Consider the following 20643-nt stretch of genomic DNA (forward strand, 5'->3'; position numbering starts at 1 on the left):
GGTGGGATATATATTTTTGATAAGCTTTGATTGTTGCATATTTTTGAGTACTTCTTTGAAAAGAAATATGCTTTACTAGGAGTAATGTTGAAGCACAAATCATGAGTAGCACTTATAATTGAGTCTGTTATGAAAAATAAAATAAAAATAAATATTTTTTTTTTTATTTTATTGCCTTTTTAAGTTATTTGCAATTCCTAGCATATTGTCTGAAGTTTGGATAGCTTTTGAGTTTATTTCATAAGCTCTTTGAGCTACTATCATTGTTACCATTTCTTCAGCAATAGATACATTTGACATTTCAAGTATACCTTGTCTTAGTCTTCCCATGCCTTCACTTCCCGGTATTCCTGCTATTTCTTGGCCTGATCCGGCTGTTTCTTTAAATAAATTGCTTCCAATAGCACTTAATCCTGCAGGATTAACAAATCTTGATATTTCAATTTGCCCAAGCTCTATTGGTTCGTTGCTGTTATCAATTTTTACTGACACTATTCCTTGCTCAGATATTGTAATTGAGCTTTGGATATATTCTTCTGGGAAAAATATATTGGGCAATACCTTGTATCCTTGGCTTGTTACAAGCTCTCGATTGGAATCTATTTTAAATGATCCATCTCTGGTATATGCATAAGTTCCATCGGGCAGAAGAATTTTGTAAAATCCATCTCCTTCAATAGCAACGTCAGTGAGTAAATTGGTGGATTGCATTTTCCCTTGTTCAAATATTCTCTGAGTAGCGGCAATTTTTGTTCCGTGACCAACTTGATTTCCGAGCGGTCTTAAAGTATTTTCAGTTGCAGGAGTTCCTGCTCTGTATTGGGTCTGATAAATCAAATCTTCAAATTCTGCTCTTATTTTTTTAAATCCTGTAGTATTCACATTTGAAAGATTGTTGGCAATTGTGTCTACATTGTATTGTTGAGCAGTCATTCCACTTGCTGCTGTCCATAATGCTCTCATCATAAAATATGCTCCTTAATATTTTCCAATTTCATTTATTAATTTTCCTAAGAGGCTGTCTTCAGTTTGTATTGTTTTTTGATTAGCTTCATAAGCTCTGTTAATTTCAATCATTAAAACCATTTCATTAACAGAGTTAACATTAGAAGCCTCAAGTGTTTCTGTTTCTATTTTAGGCCTTAATGATACATCAATTTCTTGTGCCTTGCCAGATGTTTTTGTATCGATCCATAAAGAATTTCCCTGTTTTTTGAGAAATCTGGGATTTTCAAAATTTACAATCCTAATAGTATCAAGCAGTTCATAATTTTCCCAGGAATTTTCATATTCACTAACAAGTCTTTTAGGGTTTGATTCAAAGCTTGAATTGTGAAAGATTTGCCCCTGAGGCGTTATTTTAAAATTATTTTTTTTAAGATATATATATCCTTTTTCTCCCAGGACGGGAAATCCGGTTTTTGTAACAAGGATTCCCTCTTTCCCAATAGTAAAAGAACCGTTTCTTGTATATCTTTCTCCATCTGAAGTTTGTATTACGAAAAATCCTTGATCGGTGAGTGCTAAATCCAATGGATTGCCAGTAGTTTTTAAAGGACCTTGTTCAAATACTGTGTATATCTCATTTTCTTCAACTCCTGTTCCTAGTTTTCCTACAACCGGAGCTGTTTCAAGATGTCCTTTGGGAAATTTATAAAGGCCATCATCATTTAGTCTTCTTATTAAAATTTCTGGAAATGCTTTTTGAATGGATAAATCTTTTTTGTATCCAATAAGATCTATGTTTGCCAAATTATTTGATACTGTGTCAAGCTTGCGCCTTTCTGCCATCATTCCGCTGGCAGCTGTATAAATTCCTCTTACCACGGTTAAATCCTTAAAGACAATTAACTTTATTAATATTAGCATTAATTGTCCCATATAACAATTAATTAACCTATTGCGTTTTACTTAATTTTCTAATTTTTTGTTCAAGTTTTTATCTTAATAATTAAAATTATAAAGATAAGTTGTATAATTGGTTTTGTAGCTAATTTTTAAATTAGCTATTTTAAATGAGTAATTTAAAAAAGGAGCTATAATTTAGGATTATTTAGTTTTAAGGAGAATTGATGAATAGAGTTTTTTCAAAGTTTTTTCTTTTTTTTTGTGTTTCAATGCTTTTATTTGCAAATTCAGAAGATTCAAATGAAAAGGAAATTGTTAATAAGGATGAAAACTTTAGTTTTGAAAATGAAGTTTTAGGATATTGGGTTGGTTATAATGATGTGAGCAACATAAAAAATTCTATTATTTATATTTATAAATATAATGGGGAAATTTATGGTCGAATTTTAACTGTAATAAAAGATGGCAAAGAATATGATGCTAAAAATTCCTCAGGAGACACTGTGGTTGGATTTGAAAATCTTGCAATAGAGGGTCTTGATTTTATGTGGGGTCTTAAGTATTCTTCTTCTTCTAAAAGGTGGGAAGGGGGTAAAATAATAGATCCTAAAAACGGTAAAATTTACAATTCTGAGATGAGTATTGATAGTAAGACTGGAAATCTTATTACCAAGGGAAAAGTTTGGATTTTTAGCAGAAGCAAAATTTGGACAAGAGCTAAAGATGATGAAATACCAAAAGTAGATTTAGATAATCTTGTTCCATCGCCTCCTGTAAAAAAATAAATTTGGCTTTTGGTTTTACTATTTTGAAAAAAAACATAAACATATAGATGGGATAAGTAGGTTATGAAAAATAAGACAGAATATTATGATCAGTTTATTTCAAAAATACCCGATTTTCCTAAAAAGGGTGTTCTTTTTTATGATATTACTAGTGTTTTGCTAAAACCCGAAGTTTATAGTTCATTAATAAATGAGGTATATTCTTTTTATAATTTAAAAAAGATCGATTGCATTGCAGTTGTTGAGTCTAGGGGGTATTTGATAGGCGCTCCCTTGTCTTTAAAAATGCAACTACCTCTTGTTTTAATTCGAAAAGAGGGTAAATTACCTAGAGAGGTTTTTAGCGAAAAGTATGAGCTTGAATATGGTTTTGGGAGAATAGAGGTACACAAAGACGATGTTAGGACGTATTCCAATATTCTTTTAATAGATGATATATTAGCTACCGGTGGAACTTTAAAGTCGTCTACAATTTTATTAGAGAGAGCCGGAGGTAGGGTTAAAGATATTTTTTGTTTTATTGAGCTTTGTGGCATTAATGGTAGACAAAGCCTTGAAAGTTATGAAGTCAATTCCCTTGTAAGGTATAATTAATCTAATGCTTGACTTTTCTTTTTTATTAAATTTACAATGTTTAGTTGAGGTAATGATATGTATGCACTGGTAGAAATAAATGGTAAGCAATATAAGGCTATTGAGGGCGAATTTTTAAAAATAGATAAAATTTCTCCTATTGAAAAAGATAAGCTGGAATTTAATAGTGTTTTGCTTGTTAATAAAGACGGAGAAGTTAAAATAGGAAAGCCTTATGTTGTAAATTCTCTTATTAGATGTACCTATAAAGAAGATAAAAAAGGTAAAAAGGTTGTTTCTTACAGATACAGAAGAAGAAAATCAAGTGAGAGAAAGGTTGGTCACAGGCAAACCTATTCTTATATTTTGGTTGATGAAATAGTTTTTTAAGTTTATTGATTAATGTTTTAGTAAAAGTAAAAGACGATGTAATCATTTATCTTTTAGCCAATGGTCATGCTATAAGTAAGAATAATGTTAATATTGTCTGTTCTTCTTTTTCTTTTATTTTGAGAACTTTTTTTAGTGTTCTTGATCTGGAGGGTGAGGATTTTGTTGTAAAAAATTCAAAAAGAGGTTATTTAGAATTTAAGCCCCTTTTTAAGGATTTGAGCAAAGAAAGTCTTTTTTATTATAGCAGGTTTTTAATTAGAGGCATAAGTGATTTGTCGTATGAGTATCCTGATGATATTAAATTAGTTTTGGAGGAAAATTAATGGCAACAAGTAAAAGTGGTGGTAGTTCAAAAAATGGACGAGATTCTATATCCAAGCGACTTGGAGTTAAAAGAAGCGGCGGGCAGTTTGTTAAGGCTGGAGAAATAATTGTTAGGCAAAGAGGTACAAAATTTCATAAAGGCAAAAATGTTGGTCTTGGAAGAGATTATACAATATTTGCGCTTTCATCTGGTAGGGTAGAGTTTAAAACTTTGAAGGGACGAAAATATGTAAGTATTGTATAGTTTTAATTGAAAAATTGGAGAAAGTTTGTATAACTTTAAGGATTCTGTAAATATAACGGTAGTTTCGGGCAATGGTGGTTCCGGATGTGTTTCTTTTTTAAGAGAAAAGTTTAATGCAAAAGGTGGTCCAGACGGTGGAAATGGTGGGAGTGGTGGGAGCGTAATTTTTAAGGTGAAAGAAAATCTTAGCACTTTATCTTTTTATAAAAATGGCCATGTGCTTTGTGCTGAAAATGGTAAACCTGGAATGGGTTTTAAGAGAAGTGGTGCTAATGGTAAAGATTTAATTCTTTTTGTTCCCCCAAATACAGAAGTTTATAATGAAAATGATGGAACTCTTTTGTGTAGGCTTAAAAATTTAAATGACGAATTTGTTGTTTTAAAAGGTGGCAGAGGCGGTCTTGGTAATTGGAATTTTAAAACTTCAGTTAGAAGGGCGCCAAGGTTTGCTCAACCCGGAGAATCAGGCAATAGTTTAAACGTGCACCTTGAACTATTTTTGGTGGCGGATATTGGGCTTGTTGGTTTGCCTAATGCTGGCAAATCTTCTCTGCTTAATAGAATAACCTCGGCAAAATCTAGGGTTGCAAATTATCCTTTTACAACAAAGATTCCTCATCTTGGTGTACTGAGGCATTTTCATAATGATTTAATTATTGCAGATATTCCTGGAATAATTAAAGGCGCTAGCTTTGGAGTAGGGCTTGGGACTAAGTTTTTAAAACACATTGCTAAAACTAAAATTTTAGCTTTGGTTATTGATGTTTCTGAAGCAGATTTTTTGGAATCATACAGCATTCTTTTAAATGAAATAAAATCTTATAATCATGAGCTTTTTAATAAAAAAAAAGTTATTATTGCCAATAAACTTGATTTGAATGGTTCTGAGAAAAATTTTGATTGCTTGATAAAAGCTTTAGAAAAAGAAAAGGTTATTGGTATCTCTATTTATGAGAATAGAGGAATTGATGAACTTGTTAAAGAATTATTTATTTTGGCTAAAACTTTTTAATAAAATTGATTTTTTATTGGGGTTTTTTTACTTTTAAGATTTGGTTTTTGTATATCAGATTTGATTTAGGAAAGAAATCGTGAGAATTGCAATATTGGGGGGCACCTATAATCCAGTTCATATTGGACATATTTTTTTGGCTAAAGAAATAGAGTATTTATTAAATATTGATAGGGTAATATTTATTCCTACTTGCAATCCAGTTCATAAATTGATTGGGGAGGATGTTAGTGTTAACAATAGAATAGATATGCTCAAGCTTGCATTAGAAAATGAAGATAAAATGTTTATAGATGATTGCGACATAATAAATGGTGGCATAACTTATACTATTGATACTATTTCTTGTGTTAAAAAAAAATACAAAAACGATAAACTTTTTTTAGTTATTGGTGATGATCTTTTTCAAAATTTTGATTCATGGAAAGACCCTCAAAGTATTGTAAGTTCTGTTGATCTTGTTATTGCTCACAGAATTTACAAAGAGAAACTTAAAAGTTCTTTTAAGCATATTTATATAAATAATAAAATAATACCGATTTCCTCATCAGAGATTAGAAATAGAATTGCAAATGGATTTCCTGTCAGCTATTTATTGCCTTTTAGTGTGTTAAAATACATTAAAGATAATAATTTATATTTTAAAAAGGTAAATGTTTGAGAAAAGATTTATTTTTTTTATTTTTAATTGTTTTGATAATAGCAAGCGTAGTAATTTTTTTTATTAAAAGTTCGAAAAAAGAGTTGGTTTACTTCGAGCTTAATACAAAGAGCAATATTAGTTTTTTGTTTCTAATAGAAGATCTTAACAAGAGTCTTGTAAGTATGCAAGAAATTTTTATTAATATGAAAACAGGAAATATTGGGTTTTTAGATATTCCAATTCATACTGGATATGAAGATTTAAAAGGGAATATTTCTTGGTTTAAAGATCTTTATAAAAAAAATTCTTTTAATAAGTTTTTATCTAAAATTTATACACAACTATCTCATGAATCAGATTACTATATACGTTTTCAAAAAGAAAATTTTGTTAAACTTATTGATTACTTAGGGGGAGTTAGACTTCTTGTTAAAAACTCCGTAAAAGTTTATAGCTTTGAGGATTCTATTTTAATACCTTCTGGTACCTCTAATTTTGATGGTGATAAGGCTTATGATTATTTAAGATATTTTAATGATGTTAATCAGTTTGAAGAGAGAATTGAATTTTTTAAAGAGTTTTTTAAAAGACTCCTTTTTCAAATTTCAGATTTTGGCATTGAAAATGACAATTTTCTTAAAATATATTCCATGTTAGATACTAACCTTTCAGAGGTTGTTTTTAAATATATTGTTAAAAATTATAAAATAAATAATGATAAAATTATTTCTATTAATATTAAAGGACAAGAAGAAATTTTTAAAGATAATGATAATAATTTGATAAAGGTGATTTTTCCTTATTATGGGGGTGCTATTTTAAAAGAATCGGTGGATAAATTAAACAAAGAGCTTATTAATGAAGATGCAGAAGAGATAGTAAAGATTGTTGTTTTAAATGGAACAAAAGTTGTTGGGCTTGCAAAACAAACAGCAAATATTTTTAATTCTTTAAAATTTAAAGTTTTAAAATTTGGCAATGCAGATAAAAATTCTTATAAAAATACCCTGATTATAAATAATTCAGATAATTTAGAAATGGCTGTTAGGGTTGGCGAGGCAATTAAAACTTCAAATATTAAGCCAATTTCTGAGGCTCAAACTAAAAGATTGTTAGAATTTGATAATCTTGATATTAATCCCGATGTAATAGTTATTTTAGGAGATGATTTTGATGGAAGATATGTTAAAAGTAAATGATATTAATGATTTATGCAAAATAATAAGTGATTTTAGTGGAATTTATGCTATAGGCATTAATGAAAAGATAATTAAATTTTTTAAAGAAAAAAAATAATCTTAATGTTCAAAGAAAAAGGTTGGTTTATAACGGGACTGTTGTTTTTCGGGGTGCAAATTTGGTAATTCATTTAATTAGTGAAAAGTCTAGAGAATACTATGAGCTTAAAAAAATATGGTCCGAAGGAATTATTATTTATCCTTAATTGCTGTTTAATTGAAATTAATTAAAAAAACTAAAAATATCATAAAAATATGTTTACAAAAAATACAAAATATTTTAGATTTAAGTTATGTACTTTTTGCGGGAGGCTTATAAGTGGATATTACAGACATAAGGATTAAGAAAGTTGATAGTAAAAATTCTGGTTCTAAATTATTAGCATATGTTGCAGTTACTTTTGATAACTGTTTGGTTCTTCACAATATTAGAGTTATTAAAGGGCAAAAAGGAGTATTTATTGCTATGCCTAATAGAAGAACTAGAGTCGGTGAATATAAAGACATTGTACATCCTATTAGTCAGGATTTTAGAAAAGCTTTGCAAACTTCTATTTTTAAGGAATATGTAAGAGAAAATCCAGCCGATCTTGAGCTTGAATTGGATTTTTAGATAATTGTTGACAAAGCTCGTTGTATCTTGTATGCTTGTCAATTGTAAGTATTAATAAGGTATTTGGGACGTCGACAAGTGGTAAGTCAACTGGTTTTGGTCCAGTCATTCGAGGGTTCGAATCCTTCCGTCCCAGTATTTTACATTAGGAGTTTTTTGGTGGAAAATAGCAGGATTTTAAGTTGCCAATATAGATCAAGTTTTGGGTCTTCTAATGCTCGCAGAATAAGAGCTAAGTGTGAAATACCGGCTGTTGTTTACGGGCAAGGCAATAATGTTTCACACTTGAAAATTAAGAGTAGTGAGTTTAATAAGAAATTTGCAAAGTTTACGGATAATACTGTTTTGATATTAGATGATGGCAAGCTTGAAAGATGTGTTTTTGTTAAAGATGTTGCAGAAAATATTGCCAGCAAGCTTATTTATCATATTGATTTTTACGAAGTAGATAGGAATGTTGAACTTGAAAAATACGTTCCTATTAAGCTTATTGGAGCTTCTGTTGGGGTTAAAGAGGGTGGAATTTTGACTGTTTTAAAAGAGCAGATTAAGGTAAGGTCTTTGCCCCTGGATTTGCCAGAATTCATAGAGCTTGATTTAACTCCTGTTAATAAAGGGGATGGTGTTCTTCTTAAAGATCTTGTGTTGCCTTCCAATGTTAGGCTTGCAGAAAATGACGAGAATTTGGAAGTTGTTATTATAAAGTGATTTTATGGGGTTGTTGATACTTGGATTAGGAAACCCTGGATTAGAATTTTCTTTAACTAGGCATAATGTTGGTTTTTCTCTTTTAGATAAAATTATTTCTAAAAATGGCCTTTTTTTAAAGAGAAAAAAAAAATATGAATATTCAGAATTAAAAATGATTTCTAGAAGAGTAATTTTGGTTAAACCTTTGACTTATATGAATCTAAGTGGGTCTTTATTTCCTTCAATATTTTCAGATTTTTATATGTGTATAAAGAATTTATTGGTTGTTCTTGATAATGTTGATCTTCCTTTGGGAAAATGCAGACTTAAAGAGCGAGGTGGTGTGTCTACTCATAACGGTCTTAAGTCGATTTCAAGTGTTCTTGGAAGCTCTAATTACAGTAGACTTTATATTGGGGTTGGAAGCAATGTTATGTGCGATATAAGGAGTTTTGTTCTTTCTAGATTCTGCAAGGATGAAATAGATAGGCTTGAAAAATTGTATGATTTTTTAAGTGATGAGCTGATTGATATTAGCGAAGCAAATTTTAAAAATAAGGTTCAAAAAATCAATTCTAGTAATTTTTAATGCATTTTTTAGACGATAATATACAAATTAAAATAGATAAATTTTATAAAAAAAATTCTTTAAATAAAAATCGAGTTATTGTTGCTTTTTCTGGCGGGGCTGATTCTACAACTTTATTATTAAATTTAAAATATTACTTGGGCAATAATGTTATTGCATTTTATTTTGCTCATTTTATTAGATCTGATAATGAGCAAAATAAAGAGATAGAGCATGTAAAGGGATTTTGCGATCTTTACAATATTTCTTTGCAAATTAAAAAATGTGACATAGATATAAAAAGTGAATCGGCTAGGTTAGGAGTATCTATTGAAGAGCTTGCAAGGAAATACAGATATAATGCTTTAGAAAATGCTCTTAAAGAAAATGGTGCAAATTATATTGCACTTGCTCATAACGAGAATGATCAAATTGAAACAATAATTATGAGATTTTTTCAAGGATCTTTTTTGGATGGTCTTTCAGGTATTCCTTGTGTCAATAAGAACATTATAAGACCCTTGCTTGAGGTTTCCAGGCTAGAAATTGAGAATTTTTTGTCTATGAATAACATTGGGTTTTTTGTTGATAGTACAAATGCTCAAAATTTATATCTAAGAAATAGGGTTAGAAATAATTTACTACCCGTTATAAAAAAGATTTTTAAAGGATATGAAAAATGTCTTAAAAGAATATCTGAATTTTCAAAGGAATTTTCAGATTATTTTGAAAAAGATGAATTTTTTCCTGTTGAGAAAGGCAAATATTATTATTCTTTTGATTTGAAAACTTTTTTAGATTTTCCTAAGTATTTGGTGTTTAGATTGATTTTTAAAATTTTAAATTCAGAAGGAATTGTAGCTAAAGTCTCCTATAAAACTCTTAATGAAGCGTTTAAAGTAGAAATTAATAGGAAGAAAAATAATATTTTGTTAAAAACCAATGATTTTTTTTTAGAAAAAAGGCATAATAAAATTAATTTAATTTTTAAAAGGGATGAAAAATTTTACAAACCTTTTGATTTTATTATGGAAGTTGGTAAATGGTATAGTTTATCTTTAGGTAAGATTTTGCTAAAATACTTAGAGTGTGATGCAGCTTCTGTATCAAGATTGAAATGTTGTTCTTATGAGTTTAGATATAAATTTTTTAAGGATAGATTTAAAGCAAAAAAATTTTTTTCTAAGTTTATAAGGTGTAATCCGATTTATTTAATGTTGTTAGCATTAGATAACAGGTTAATTGGAATTATTGATTTAAATACTTTAAACTTAATATGGAGTGAAAAAAGCATTCTTAAAAAAATTAGTATATCTTTGATTGGAGGGCTTTTAAAGGAATGAATGGCAATAATAATATGAATAATAATGGAAAATCTAATAACAAAAAGAAGAATAAAAATTGGATTTTAGGGCTTGTTGTTGTTTTTTTAGTTTCAGCAATATTTATGTCATATTTTATAAGGGGTGGAGAAAGCTATAAAAATGTTCCTTATAGTACTTTTCAGACTTATTTAGACAATGGTTTAGTTGAGTCTGTAGTGATAATTGATAAAAATTTGATTCAATTTGTTGTCAAGGGTTCTAACTTTGCAAAGTCTTATTTTTCTACCAGTATTCCCTATCTTGATATAAATCTACTTTCAGAACTAAAAAGTAAAAAAGTAGAGCTTAGCTCAGGGAAAAGTCAAGCTTCTCTGATTGGGGTTTTATTACAAACTTTGCCATGGATTTTATTTTTTATTTTCTTTTTCTTTATATTTCGTCAAACTCAAGGTGGTGGTGGGAAAGTTTTTACATTTGGGAAAAGTAATGCACAAAAGTATGAAGCCGGAAAGAATAAAGTTACCTTTAAAGATGTGGCTGGTCAAGAAGAGGTTAAGCAAGAGCTTCACGAAGTTGTTGAATTTCTTAAAAATCCAAAAAAATTTGAAAAAATAGGTGCAAAAATTCCAAAAGGAGTGCTTTTGGTTGGCTCTCCGGGTACTGGTAAGACTTTACTTGCCAAAGCCGTTGCCGGTGAGGCTGGGGTTAGTTTTTTTCACATGTCAGGTTCAGATTTTGTTGAAATGTTTGTTGGGGTTGGAGCAAGTCGTGTTAGAGATTTATTTGATAATGCTAGAAAAAATTCTCCATGTATTATTTTTATTGATGAGCTTGATGCTGTTGGTCGAAGTCGTGGTGCAGGGCTTGGTGGTGGTCATGATGAAAGAGAACAAACTCTTAATCAGCTGCTGGTTGAAATGGATGGATTTGGAACGCATACTAATGTAATTGTTATGGCTGCTACAAATCGTCCAGATGTTCTTGACTCTGCCTTGCTTAGGCCCGGGCGATTTGACAGGCAAGTAACAGTTTCTTTGCCTGATGTTAAGGAAAGAGAGGCAATATTAAATATTCATTCTTCAAAAACAAAGCTTTCAAAAGATATTAATTTACAAGTAATAGCAAGAGCTACTCCTGGGGCTAGTGGTGCCGATCTTGCAAATTTAATTAATGAAGGAGCCTTAATAGCTGCAAGGAATAATCAGGATGAAATTTTAATGAAGGATATGGAAGAGGCCAGAGATAAAATATTGATGGGGGTTGCAAAAAAATCCATGACTATTACTGATAGGCAAAAGCTTGAGACGGCTTATCATGAGGCAGGCCATGCTTTGCTTCACTATTATCTTGAACATGCTGATCCACTTCATAAGGTTACCATTATTCCGAGGGGCAGGGCACTTGGTGTTGCATTTTCTCTTCCAAGGGAAGACAAGCTTTCAATAAACAAACATCAAATTCTTGATAAAATAAAGATATGTTATGGCGGCTATGCTAGTGAGCAAATAAATTTGGGCGTTACAACAGCGGGTGTTCAAAATGATTTAATGCAAGCTACTAGTTTGGCTAAAAAAATGGTTACGGAGTGGGGAATGGGTGAAGAAGTTGGTCCAATATTTTTAGTAGACGATGAAGCGCCTATTTTCCTTCCAAAAGAGTTTTCAAAGGCCAAGGCTTATTCTGAGAACACTGCCGATAAAGTTGACAGAGAGGTAAAAAGAATACTTGAAGAATGTTTAAAAGAGGCCTCAGATATCCTTGTAAAACACAAGGATCAACTTGTTAAGCTTGCAAAAGAACTTGTTTTAAAAGAAACTTTGACAGACAAAGAAGTGAGAGAGCTTTTAGGTTTTGAGCCTAATAAAGATGAATATTTATTTTCAGCAGAATCTACTGTAAAAGAAGTAAGGGGGAAAGATATAGAAGGTTAGGCAAGTGTTTATGTTTTATTTAAAGGTGGGTTTTATTCTTTTTATTTCTATAAACCTGTATGCAATTTCAGTTAAGGAAGACGAAGATATTTCAAGTATTCTTTTCAATGAGTCTAAAAATTTTTCCAATTTACAAAAAGGAAATGATTTAATTTATGGATCTCTTGATTTCAATTTGCTAGCCTCAGATGCTCTTTATGAGCTTTCATTAAAAAATAATGTTTCTTTAAGGGATAAAATTTGTTTATTAAAAGAAGCAATCAATATTAATAGCTTTAAAGTAGCAACTCTTAAAGAAGTATACACTTATTATTTTGCGTTGCTTTTAAGACAAAGTGAAAATAAGAGCATGTATGAAGAAATTATTGCTTTGTATGGAAACTTAAATGAAGAATTACAAATAGATAAAGATTTAATTTGCATGAGACTTGAAGCTTCTGAAAGACTTGAAAGTTTTGGAGATGATTTTAAAAAAATTTTATTTAAAGCGTTTTCTTTATATGGTAATGATTTTTTATTTTTTAAGTGGTTTTTAAAAGAAGATAGGTTTTTTTTTAGCATTTTTAATACTATTAGATCAAAAGAAGATTTTTTCTTTACACCTGAAAACATTAATTATATATTTAGAAATTCAAATTTTAATTATGGCAATTCTGTTTCTTTGTTTTCTTTTCTTAAGGATAAAATTAAAGAATATAATGGAATTCACGGTATTTATTTTTTAAAATACAAACTTTTAGATTCTACTGAAGCTTATAGGGTTTTTAAAAAATTTCCTCCTGAGACAATAAATGAATATAAAATGTTTTATGATCTTTTAGAGGATCCCGACATGAAGAGTAAATTTTTAGAAGATTATAAAAGTTTATCAGGAATTTATTGTATTGATAATAAAAATAATGTTGCCATAATCAAAGATGGAGTTTTAGTAGGTATTTTTTCAGGAATAGTAGATTTTGACAATAAATTTGGTTTAAATAGCAAATATTTTAATAAAATTTATTTTAAAGACAAGTCCCCAGTTTATTATGAGAATAGTTTGCTTGGTTATAAGATAAATTATTCTGTTTATCCTTACGTTGATATGATTGAAGTTCAATATCCTGACAAAAGAGATGTTTATACCTTTGCTTTACATACTTTTAGGTGCAATCTTTTTAACAATTTGGGTTGCAATTTTAATAGTCTTGGTATTAGGGAGTTGTTCTTGCTTGATATTAAAGAGTTTTTTATGTCAAATGCTTTAAATTTATTTTTTGAAAAGACTTCTGTTTTAGATATTAAATCAAGCTTGATAAGTAAAAAAAGATACTTTGGATCTAATTTAGTAGAAATTAAAAATTATGTGCTTGGAAGTTTGGTTTCAATTTATAGAAAAGTTAATGGTTCTAAAAAATTTAATTATATTGAGATTTATGAGAAGAATAAATTAAAAATAAAGAAAGCTTTGTTGGATGATGATAGTTTTGAAAGTTTTTATTCTTTTGAATAAAGACTTTAATAAAATATCAAGTTATTGATTTTTCGGCTTTTAATGTTAATGTTTTTTCTTGTTCTCAATTTATATAATTGAATTTTGATTTACTTTAGGGGGGGGATTTTGGGCTTTTGTTTAGACTTTGCCAATAAAGAAGATGCTAAATTAAATAACATTGTCTATATTAGTCATTTTGATTTTAAAGTCAAAGTAAACTTAATTCTTGTAGTTGGCCCTATGGGAAGTGGCAAAACAGAATATGCTGCAAAAATTTATAAAGATTCGCTTGTTGTAAGAAAAAAATCTCTCAAGGTATTAGGTAATATTATTAAAGGAAATAGAAGCAGGGTTAATGTATTTTTTATTAGAAATTTTCTCGACAAGAGGAGGTTTCAAGATTATCCAGAAAACGTAATACCATATAGAGGTGGTGGAAAAGATAAAATTAATGAGATTGGTTTTGCTAAAAACTCTTTTGATATTGAAAATTTAATAGCTTCTAATCCTAGTTGTGGCACTTTTATTATTGATGAGGCATGTTTTTATGATGAACGTTTAATTTTTGTTTTAAATAAAATGTCATTAAATGAGAATATTTTATTTATATTGCCTACACTGCTTTATAATTTTAGAAAAGAATCTTTTAATGATACTGCTAAGCTTTTGGTAGAATATTCAGATAAGATTTATAAGCTTGGAGCTTATTGTGGGCACATTGATTGTATGGAAGAATCTTTTTTTTCGTATAGGTATTATTTTTACAATAATAAAGAAATCCCAGCTCCTTATTTTGATCCTTTGCTTATTGTTGGTGGCGATGAAGAGATTGAGTCTGCTATTTATCCAAATTACTCTACAAGATGTTCAATGCACCATTATCTTGTAGGCAAGGAATATTTTTTTTCTTTTTTAAAGCCATTTGCTTTGCTGTATTCACAAGGAGATAAAAAATTTCTTGAAAATGAAATTGTAGCGTTAAGCACTAATGTTGAAAATTCAAATTTTGTAAATTCTTTAGATAGTGAAAAAGCGTGTGTAGATAGATCTGAAATTTTAAGAAATATTTTAGAACTGCCTTTTTTAGCAGAAAGGGCGTTAATAACTCTATTCTCAGAATATAGCATCTTGAGTAAGAATAATTTTAAAGATCTTGTTTTTAAGTTTTCTTTAAATAAGGATTATATAAATAAAATTTTTTTTCCCAAAGACGGCAAAGAATTTTTTTAATAATAATTTGGCCTTTGTTTAAAAAATGCTTTGGTTTCGTCAATTCTTAGCAGTTCTTTTTTAATAATGTCATAGTAATTAAGCTCTTTAAGAGAAATTTTATGATATTCGTCTTTCCAGTTTGTTATTCCGTCGTTTTCCAGCTTAACAGATTTGTAATTTTCAAGTTTTTTGTGGTATTTTAGTGCTTCATTGTAGTAATTAATAGCCATTTTATATAATTTTTTTGATTTTTCTAGATTGAGAATAATTCCATTTTTTTCTGGAGTTTTAAAAAAATATAAATTTCTTGTATCGAATAGATCTCCCAAGTGTAAATTTTGTTTAACTAGAAGCAAGTTTACATGCATTTTGAAAAGAAGTTTGTATTTTGCCCACTGTTCTTTCGTTTCTATTTTAGTTAATGAGTATTTTGGATTTCCAAATGGGTATTTTAAGGCTTTTTGTAGAAAAAATATATTTTTTTTGTAGTTTTCAGGTTTTTTTTTCATTTGAGAGTTAAAGATTACATACCATTGTTCTGCATAATAAAATTTGGACGATGCATTTATCTTTTCAGCTGCTACTAAAAGAAGTAAAATTAAATTTATTTTGAAAGTGACATTTTTAAAGATATAATTAATCATATGATTAATTATATTAGAATTTTATTAGATTAAAAATTTTTTTTGCGTTTTTATCTAAATTATCTTTTATTGAATTGTCAATATAAATCACATTAATTTTTTTTTCTAGTTTTTTAAATATTTTTAAGTATTTTAGAGCAATTTGTTCAAAAGTTTTGTATGTTTCAAGTTCAAAAAGATCACCTTGTGCTCTATTTTTTTGTATTCTTTCATAAGCTATATTTGGGTCTGTTTCAATAAAGAATACTTTTTCTGGCAATGGAAAATTTTTATTTAATTCATATCCCAATTTTCCTTGATAGGCAATTGATGAAAATAAATAGCGATCAGTTATTATTTTTATGGATTTTGTGTTTAAAATTTCTAGTATTCCACCTTTTTTATATAAATGATCATGTCGATCTGCAGCATAAAGATATGCAAATGTTGATTCGTTTAAAGGATTTTCAAAATTCATTAATTGTTCTCTTATCATTTCTCCAATTATTCCGCTTGATGGTTCTTTTGTAAAATAATACCTTGATTCATCTTTGCAAAGAGCTTTCAGTTTATTGGTGATGCTTGTTTTTCCGCTTCCATCAATTCCTTCTATGCAATAAAAGTTTTTCAATATTTTAATCACAAATATTTTTTTCTTCCTTTCTTTTGATATTAATAATAATTAGGTTATCGATAATTATTATATAATAATAATTATCGATATATGAGTTTATGAATTTGTTGTTTTTGAGAAATAAGACATTTTTATTATTGATTTTACCATTTTTTATTTTTGTTTTAATAATTTTTTTCATTAATCTATTTGTTCAAGTTCAAATTTATTCTGCAAAGTTTTTTGCTATAAAATATCTTGAATCAAAATTTGGCTTTAGTATTAAATATGATAAAATTTCACCTTATTTCTTGTCGTCAATCAAGATAGACGGTTTAGAGTTAAGCTTGGATGGAAAAGATAAAATATTAATAGATATTGTCAGAGTAGATTTAAATCTGTTTAAATTAATTTTAGGCGATGAAAATATTATTTTAAATGTTTATGTTAAAGGGAGTAATTTTAATTTTGATATAAATGATTTTAGTTTATCTAGTGATTTTAATCCTAGCAATGCTCATTCTGACAATGGCAATGTAATTTTAAATAAAATTTTAAACTATCTTTATAGATTAAATATTAATTTAGAAAATATTAATATTAATATTAAGCTTAATAATAGTAGTTGGTTGAATTTTAAAGTTAAAAATTTTTCCTTAAGTACTGTAGATGAGGATTTTTTATTTAGTTCTGTAGTTGATTTTAGTGTTGTTAAAAATTTAGAAATTAATTTACCGTCTGAAAGAGTTGATGATGGAATTTTAGATTCAACTTTCTATTTTGAGGGGAAATTCAAAAAAGGCTTTAAGGATGGTTATGTTAATTTTAGTTTTTTTGAGCTTAAAACAAGTTATTTTTCTTTGCTTGAGCAAGGATTTCAAATAAATTATTCAAAAGGAAATTTAAAAATTTTCAATTTACGAAGAGAGAATTTTGATTTTAATTTAAGTTATGACAAGGCCAATGGTTTTGTCCGATTAGATGCTTTATTTTTCAATATTAATCTTTTAGATTGGATTAAGCTAAACAAAGGCTTTGAAATTTATAAAGATTATTTTGATATAAGTTTAAATGGTCAATTGGCATTTTCTTATGATTTTAAGGATAAAGATTTAAGATATGCAGGAATAATAGATTCGTCTTTAAATATAGATACCATAGGCAAGGAAATTCAAGGCTTACAGCTTGAAATCAAGGGGGATGATAGAATTGTAAGTGTTAAGAATGCTTTTTTAAAGCTTAAAAGGGGGGTTGTAAACTATAAGGGTTATTATTCTTTGAAAGAGCTGCTTCCAATAGGACGTCTTAACTTTAAGTCTGCAAAAATTTTAAACTTTAACGATCTAAATGGGTATTTGGATTTTAATAAAGATAAAGATATTTTTTCGGTTAAGTCTGATAATTTTAGTCTTGGAAATCTTAGTTTTCAAAATTTAAGTTTAAAAACTTCTTTTTTAAAGGATAAAATTTTTGTTGACTATTTGATTTATTTAGAAAATAAAAACTCTCAAATTTCTTTAAAAGGAGATCTTAATGATGAAGAATTTTCTCTTAATTTGGGCATTAAAGAATTTCCTTTGCTTTTTTTAAAAGAAGTTATTCCTAGTTCTCACTTAATAAATTTTTTACCCAGGACTTTATTTTCAGGCAAATATTTAAATTTAGTTTCTGATTTTAGTTTAAATAAATTTGATTATCGTAAAAATAAATTAAAAAAATTCAATTTAATGGTATTTTCAAAGTTAAACAATTTCAAATTTGTGCTTGATGCTAGTGGAGAAAAAAAAATTTACAAATCAAACAATTTTGATTTGCAGTATAATGATCACAATTTGCATTCCAGTTTGTTTGTTGAACTATTTGAAAGTGGATTTAATATTAGTACTAATTTTTCTTATTTGAACAAAGTTTATCCTTTGCAGTTTAATGTTAATTTTAAAGATAAGTTTATTGTTGCCGAATCTCCTCTTGGTATCAAATTAGATTTTAATTATTTTGATTCTAAAATAGTTTATGCCCTTAATGTTAATGATTTTAGGGTTTATAATAAAACTTCTGATCTTTTGATAAATATAAATTTTCATGGGAACCATTTAGGCCTTAATGAAGATTTGAAATTTAAAATAGATAAGTTTAATATAATAAAGTCTTCGAAAATACCTGCCTATAATTTTAATTTTGGTTTTAAGGGTTTATATGAATATGATAGATTATACATTTCTGATGTTAAACTTGTAAACAAACTTTCAAATTTACAAGGATATGGACAATTCAATTTAAAAGATAATTTTAATGGAAGTTTAAATTTATTTTCTAGCTTAAATTCAGAGAGATATTTTTTAGGGATTAATTCCGATGAATATGGAAGTTATTTTTTGCTTAAATTTCAAGACTTAGATTTTTACAATTTTAATTCTTTATCCCTTTTAGAAGGAAAGGTTAATGGTAATTTTTTGCTAAATTTTAAAAAGAATGATTTTAAAAATTATTCTTTGAGTGGATATCTTGAGGCAGATAAATTAACTTTATTGGGTATTCCCGTTCAGTTTTCTATGAATTTAGGATTATTGGACAATAAGCTTAACATATATGATATAAAAGCCAAGCGTAATAAAAAAGAGTTTCTTAATGGGAGCCTAAGATATGATCTAAGCAGTTCTATAGGCGTATCTAATATGGCTTTTAATAGCGACTTGTTTTCCTACAAGTTTAATGCAAATTTTAGAAACTTCCAAAGTGAAGATGCAGAGCAATTTGGAGTTTTGAAAACCAAAACAGAGGGCGAATTTTTCTTTAGAGATATTAAATATAAAAATGAATTTTTATCCAATCTTACGATTGAATTTAGTAATGATTTTGAAAAATTTAATATGACTTCAATTGATTATGACCTTATTAATGTTTTATACCATTATGGCAATGGAGAATATAGCTTTATTTTAAAAGATTATTTGCCTTTTAGTTTTAATTCCTCAGGCAAAATAATTAAAAATAAAATTCTTGGAAGTGTAAGAGATATTAAATTTGATTCAAAAATAATCACCAAAGATTTTTTGGATTCACATTCTTTATTTAATGTTGACAATCATTTTATTCTTTATGATCTTATTTTAAATGGTGAATTTAATATTGATGGGGATTTGTATAATCCTAATATTAATGGAAATTTAAATATTCAAGAAGGATCAATTAGCACTGAATATTTAAGAGCTTCTAGAAAGTTTGGTGGTGATAGAGCTTTAGAAGTATTTAATATGCCGGTTGAAATTCAAGATAATAAAATTATATTTAGTAATGAGTTTAACCTAGATCGATATTCTAAGATTTTTGTTTCTACTAGTTTAAATTTAAACTTTTTAAGTGATACTATTATTGATTATTACAAAATAGATATTAATGTGACTGGTAGAACGGGAGTTCCTATTAAATTTGACAAAATTGCCTTAAGCTTTACAGGCTATGCTTTAGGCGATTTTTCAATCGAAGGAAATGCTGATGAAATTATGTTTAAAGGCATTTTAAATATTTCAAATGCTTGGGTTTATTCTCTTGAAAGTTCTGTTGTTGATTTATTAATAAATCCTTTCAAGCGAGCAAAAAGATTACAAACAGTTGATATTAATCTTCTAGATTTTGATATTTTAACTGATCTTGAGATAAATTTTGACAGTGGTGTTACTTTTCATTGGCCAGATAGTAATATTTCTTTTTTACAAGCCACTATTTCAAGAGGGGATAAACTTATAATAAAATCTGATACAAAAACAGATGATTTTATTATTAAGGGAGATTTGAATATTGCAAGTGGTTTTGTTAATTATAATAATAAAAAATTTATCTTTAAAAGCGGTTCTTATATATCCTTTAATGAGAGTAGAACTAAATTTGATCCATGGATAAAGGCGGAGGCTACAAATACTATTAAGGATAGAAATGATAAACTGCTTGTTACAATAAGTATTGATAGTCCTTTAAGTTTATGGAAAATTGAGTTTATGTCTTACCCTTCTAGAAATGAGCAGGAGATTAAATATTTGCTTTCAGGTTCAACAATAGGGTCGGCTGAGGGAGGATTGCGATCGGCAGGGACTAATGCTGCTGAAATGGCAATTGGAATAGTAAGTGACATTGCTCTTGATTTTTTAATTCAACCCATTGAAGATTATATGCGTTCTGTATTAAACTTAGACTTGTTGAGTATAAAGACAGATATATTGAAGAATTCTATTAATAGTAATTTTTTCAAAATCGGGAATCCTACTTTTGTTGATGTTCTTGACAATACAAGTGTTAAGGTAGGCAAATATCTGGTTGAGGGTGTTTTTATTAGTGGGGGTTTTGGATTTTTGAAAGAACAAATGACTCCTTTTTCAAAAGATTTAAATTTTGTTATTAATTTGGGTATTGAGTTTGATTCTCCATTTTTTTTGGTTAATTATGAGTTTGATTACAATTTTATGAAAAAAGGTTTAGATGGAATAGGAAATAATATAGGCATTTCTTGGAAATTTAAATATTAAATTGTTAAGAGGTT

The 20643-nt window shown here is 28.1% G+C and carries 20 protein-coding genes, 1 tRNA gene and 1 pseudogene; 18 read left to right on the top strand and 4 right to left on the bottom strand.

The genetic code is table 11. From position 1 onward, the window contains the following. Nucleotides 1-168: 168 nt before the first annotated feature. A complete protein-coding gene (gene flgG / locus HNP67_RS01820) occupies nt 169-966 on the bottom strand; it encodes a flagellar basal-body rod protein FlgG (protein WP_184124408.1) in 798 nt (265 codons plus the stop codon). 12 nt (nt 967-978) lie between these two features. Then, on the bottom strand, nt 979-1827 hold the full coding sequence (gene flgF, locus HNP67_RS01825; protein ID WP_184124552.1) for a flagellar basal-body rod protein FlgF: 849 nt from the start codon (nt 1825-1827) through the stop codon (nt 979-981). A 245-nt stretch (nt 1828-2072) separates the two neighbouring features. Here flgF and HNP67_RS01830 point away from each other — a divergent pair, with 245 nt between their 5' ends. The 17 genes and pseudogenes from HNP67_RS01830 (at nt 2073) to HNP67_RS01910 (ending at nt 14891) form a co-directional block, all read left to right on the top strand. After that, nucleotides 2073-2633, top strand: a complete 561-nt coding sequence (locus tag HNP67_RS01830) for a DUF2147 domain-containing protein (protein ID WP_184124410.1) — start codon at nt 2073-2075, stop codon at nt 2631-2633. A 63-nt stretch (nt 2634-2696) separates the two neighbouring features. Continuing rightward, entirely contained in the window at nt 2697-3227 is a 531-nt protein-coding gene (locus tag HNP67_RS01835; RefSeq protein ID WP_184124411.1) for an adenine phosphoribosyltransferase, read from the top strand. Between the two features lie 57 nt (nt 3228-3284). Then, complete coding sequence (gene rplU / locus HNP67_RS01840) at nt 3285-3596, top strand: 50S ribosomal protein L21 (protein WP_184124413.1); 312 nt, start codon at nt 3285-3287, stop codon at nt 3594-3596. 5 nt (nt 3597-3601) lie between these two features. Next, nucleotides 3602-3922: a ribosomal-processing cysteine protease Prp gene (locus HNP67_RS01845; protein ID WP_184124416.1), complete on the top strand. Its 321-nt coding sequence runs from the start codon at nt 3602-3604 to the stop codon at nt 3920-3922. After that, nucleotides 3922-4167, top strand: a complete 246-nt coding sequence (gene rpmA / locus HNP67_RS01850; protein WP_184124418.1) for a 50S ribosomal protein L27 — start codon at nt 3922-3924, stop codon at nt 4165-4167. Before HNP67_RS01845 ends, rpmA begins: the two co-directional genes overlap by 1 nt. A gap of 25 nt (nt 4168-4192) precedes the next feature. After that, nucleotides 4193-5179: a GTPase ObgE gene (gene obgE, locus HNP67_RS01855; RefSeq protein ID WP_184124420.1), complete on the top strand. Its 987-nt coding sequence runs from the start codon at nt 4193-4195 to the stop codon at nt 5177-5179. Between the two features lie 79 nt (nt 5180-5258). Next, complete coding sequence (nadD, locus tag HNP67_RS01860) at nt 5259-5840, top strand: nicotinate (nicotinamide) nucleotide adenylyltransferase (RefSeq protein ID WP_184124422.1); 582 nt, start codon at nt 5259-5261, stop codon at nt 5838-5840. Continuing rightward, nucleotides 5837-7021, top strand: coding sequence for an LCP family protein (locus HNP67_RS01865; RefSeq protein WP_184124424.1), 1185 nt, complete (start codon nt 5837-5839; stop codon nt 7019-7021). Before nadD ends, HNP67_RS01865 begins: the two co-directional genes overlap by 4 nt. Further along, nucleotides 6996-7266 (top strand): annotated as a pseudogene (locus HNP67_RS01870) (RsfS/YbeB/iojap family protein). Before HNP67_RS01865 ends, HNP67_RS01870 begins: the two are co-directional and overlap by 26 nt. A 113-nt stretch (nt 7267-7379) precedes the next feature. Further along, nucleotides 7380-7673: a DNA-binding protein SpoVG gene (gene spoVG, locus HNP67_RS01875; protein ID WP_184124426.1), complete on the top strand. Its 294-nt coding sequence runs from the start codon at nt 7380-7382 to the stop codon at nt 7671-7673. Nucleotides 7674-7737: 64 nt separating this feature from the next. Then, nucleotides 7738-7809: transfer RNA gene (locus HNP67_RS01880), tRNA-Gln, on the top strand. A 23-nt stretch (nt 7810-7832) separates the two neighbouring features. Beyond that, on the top strand, nt 7833-8381 hold the full coding sequence (locus HNP67_RS01885) for a 50S ribosomal protein L25/general stress protein Ctc (protein WP_184124428.1): 549 nt from the start codon (nt 7833-7835) through the stop codon (nt 8379-8381). A gap of 4 nt (nt 8382-8385) precedes the next feature. Continuing rightward, nucleotides 8386-8952 carry an aminoacyl-tRNA hydrolase gene (gene pth, locus HNP67_RS01890; RefSeq protein ID WP_184124430.1) on the top strand — a complete coding sequence of 189 codons (567 nt, stop codon included), beginning with the start codon at nt 8386-8388 and terminating at the stop codon, nt 8950-8952. Next, nucleotides 8952-10274, top strand: a complete 1323-nt coding sequence (tilS, locus tag HNP67_RS01895) for a tRNA lysidine(34) synthetase TilS (protein ID WP_184124432.1) — start codon at nt 8952-8954, stop codon at nt 10272-10274. The genes pth and tilS overlap by 1 nt, the downstream gene beginning before the upstream one ends. After that, nucleotides 10271-12187, top strand: coding sequence for an ATP-dependent zinc metalloprotease FtsH (ftsH, locus tag HNP67_RS01900; protein WP_184124434.1), 1917 nt, complete (start codon nt 10271-10273; stop codon nt 12185-12187). The genes tilS and ftsH overlap by 4 nt, the downstream gene beginning before the upstream one ends. Nucleotides 12188-12197: 10 nt before the next feature. Then, entirely contained in the window at nt 12198-13679 is a 1482-nt protein-coding gene (locus tag HNP67_RS01905) for a hypothetical protein (RefSeq protein WP_184124436.1), read from the top strand. A gap of 108 nt (nt 13680-13787) precedes the next feature. Then, nucleotides 13788-14891, top strand: coding sequence for a thymidine kinase (locus HNP67_RS01910; RefSeq protein ID WP_184124438.1), 1104 nt, complete (start codon nt 13788-13790; stop codon nt 14889-14891). On the opposite strand, the gene HNP67_RS01915 is transcribed toward HNP67_RS01910, so the two are convergent. After that, nucleotides 14888-15517 carry a hypothetical protein gene (locus HNP67_RS01915; RefSeq protein WP_184124440.1) on the bottom strand — a complete coding sequence of 210 codons (630 nt, stop codon included), beginning with the start codon at nt 15515-15517 and terminating at the stop codon, nt 14888-14890. The genes HNP67_RS01910 and HNP67_RS01915 overlap by 4 nt on opposite strands. Before the next feature lie 13 nt (nt 15518-15530). Continuing rightward, entirely contained in the window at nt 15531-16139 is a 609-nt protein-coding gene (gene tmk, locus HNP67_RS01920; protein ID WP_184124442.1) for a dTMP kinase, read from the bottom strand. Nucleotides 16140-16228: 89 nt separating this feature from the next. Between tmk and HNP67_RS01925 the strand changes: the two genes are divergently transcribed. Next, nucleotides 16229-20629 (top strand): translocation/assembly module TamB domain-containing protein, encoded by a 4401-nt coding sequence (locus tag HNP67_RS01925; RefSeq protein WP_184124444.1) that lies wholly within the window; start codon nt 16229-16231, stop codon nt 20627-20629. Nucleotides 20630-20643: the final 14 nt, after the last annotated feature.

Origin of the sequence: Borreliella californiensis, assembly GCF_014205885.1 — a bacterium.
Taxonomy (GTDB): Bacteria; Spirochaetota; Spirochaetia; order Borreliales; family Borreliaceae; genus Borreliella; species Borreliella californiensis.

What these genes read in the sequence shown, in the direction of transcription:
- ftsH (WP_184124434.1), top strand. Translation starts at nt 10,271, where the DNA reads ATGAATGGCAATAATAATATGAATAATAATGGAAAATCTAATAACAAA.
- pth (WP_184124430.1), top strand. Translation starts at nt 8,386, where the DNA reads ATGGGGTTGTTGATACTTGGATTAGGAAACCCTGGATTAGAATTTTCT.
- HNP67_RS01915 (WP_184124440.1), bottom strand. Translation starts at nt 15,517, where the DNA reads ATGATTAATTATATCTTTAAAAATGTCACTTTCAAAATAAATTTAATT.
- rplU (WP_184124413.1), top strand. Translation starts at nt 3,285, where the DNA reads ATGTATGCACTGGTAGAAATAAATGGTAAGCAATATAAGGCTATTGAG.
- flgG (WP_184124408.1), bottom strand. Translation starts at nt 966, where the DNA reads ATGATGAGAGCATTATGGACAGCAGCAAGTGGAATGACTGCTCAACAA.
- HNP67_RS01905 (WP_184124436.1), top strand. Translation starts at nt 12,198, where the DNA reads ATGTTTTATTTAAAGGTGGGTTTTATTCTTTTTATTTCTATAAACCTG.
- HNP67_RS01830 (WP_184124410.1), top strand. Translation starts at nt 2,073, where the DNA reads ATGAATAGAGTTTTTTCAAAGTTTTTTCTTTTTTTTTGTGTTTCAATG.
- HNP67_RS01925 (WP_184124444.1), top strand. Translation starts at nt 16,229, where the DNA reads ATGAATTTGTTGTTTTTGAGAAATAAGACATTTTTATTATTGATTTTA.
- rpmA (WP_184124418.1), top strand. Translation starts at nt 3,922, where the DNA reads ATGGCAACAAGTAAAAGTGGTGGTAGTTCAAAAAATGGACGAGATTCT.
- tilS (WP_184124432.1), top strand. Translation starts at nt 8,952, where the DNA reads ATGCATTTTTTAGACGATAATATACAAATTAAAATAGATAAATTTTAT.
- HNP67_RS01835 (WP_184124411.1), top strand. Translation starts at nt 2,697, where the DNA reads ATGAAAAATAAGACAGAATATTATGATCAGTTTATTTCAAAAATACCC.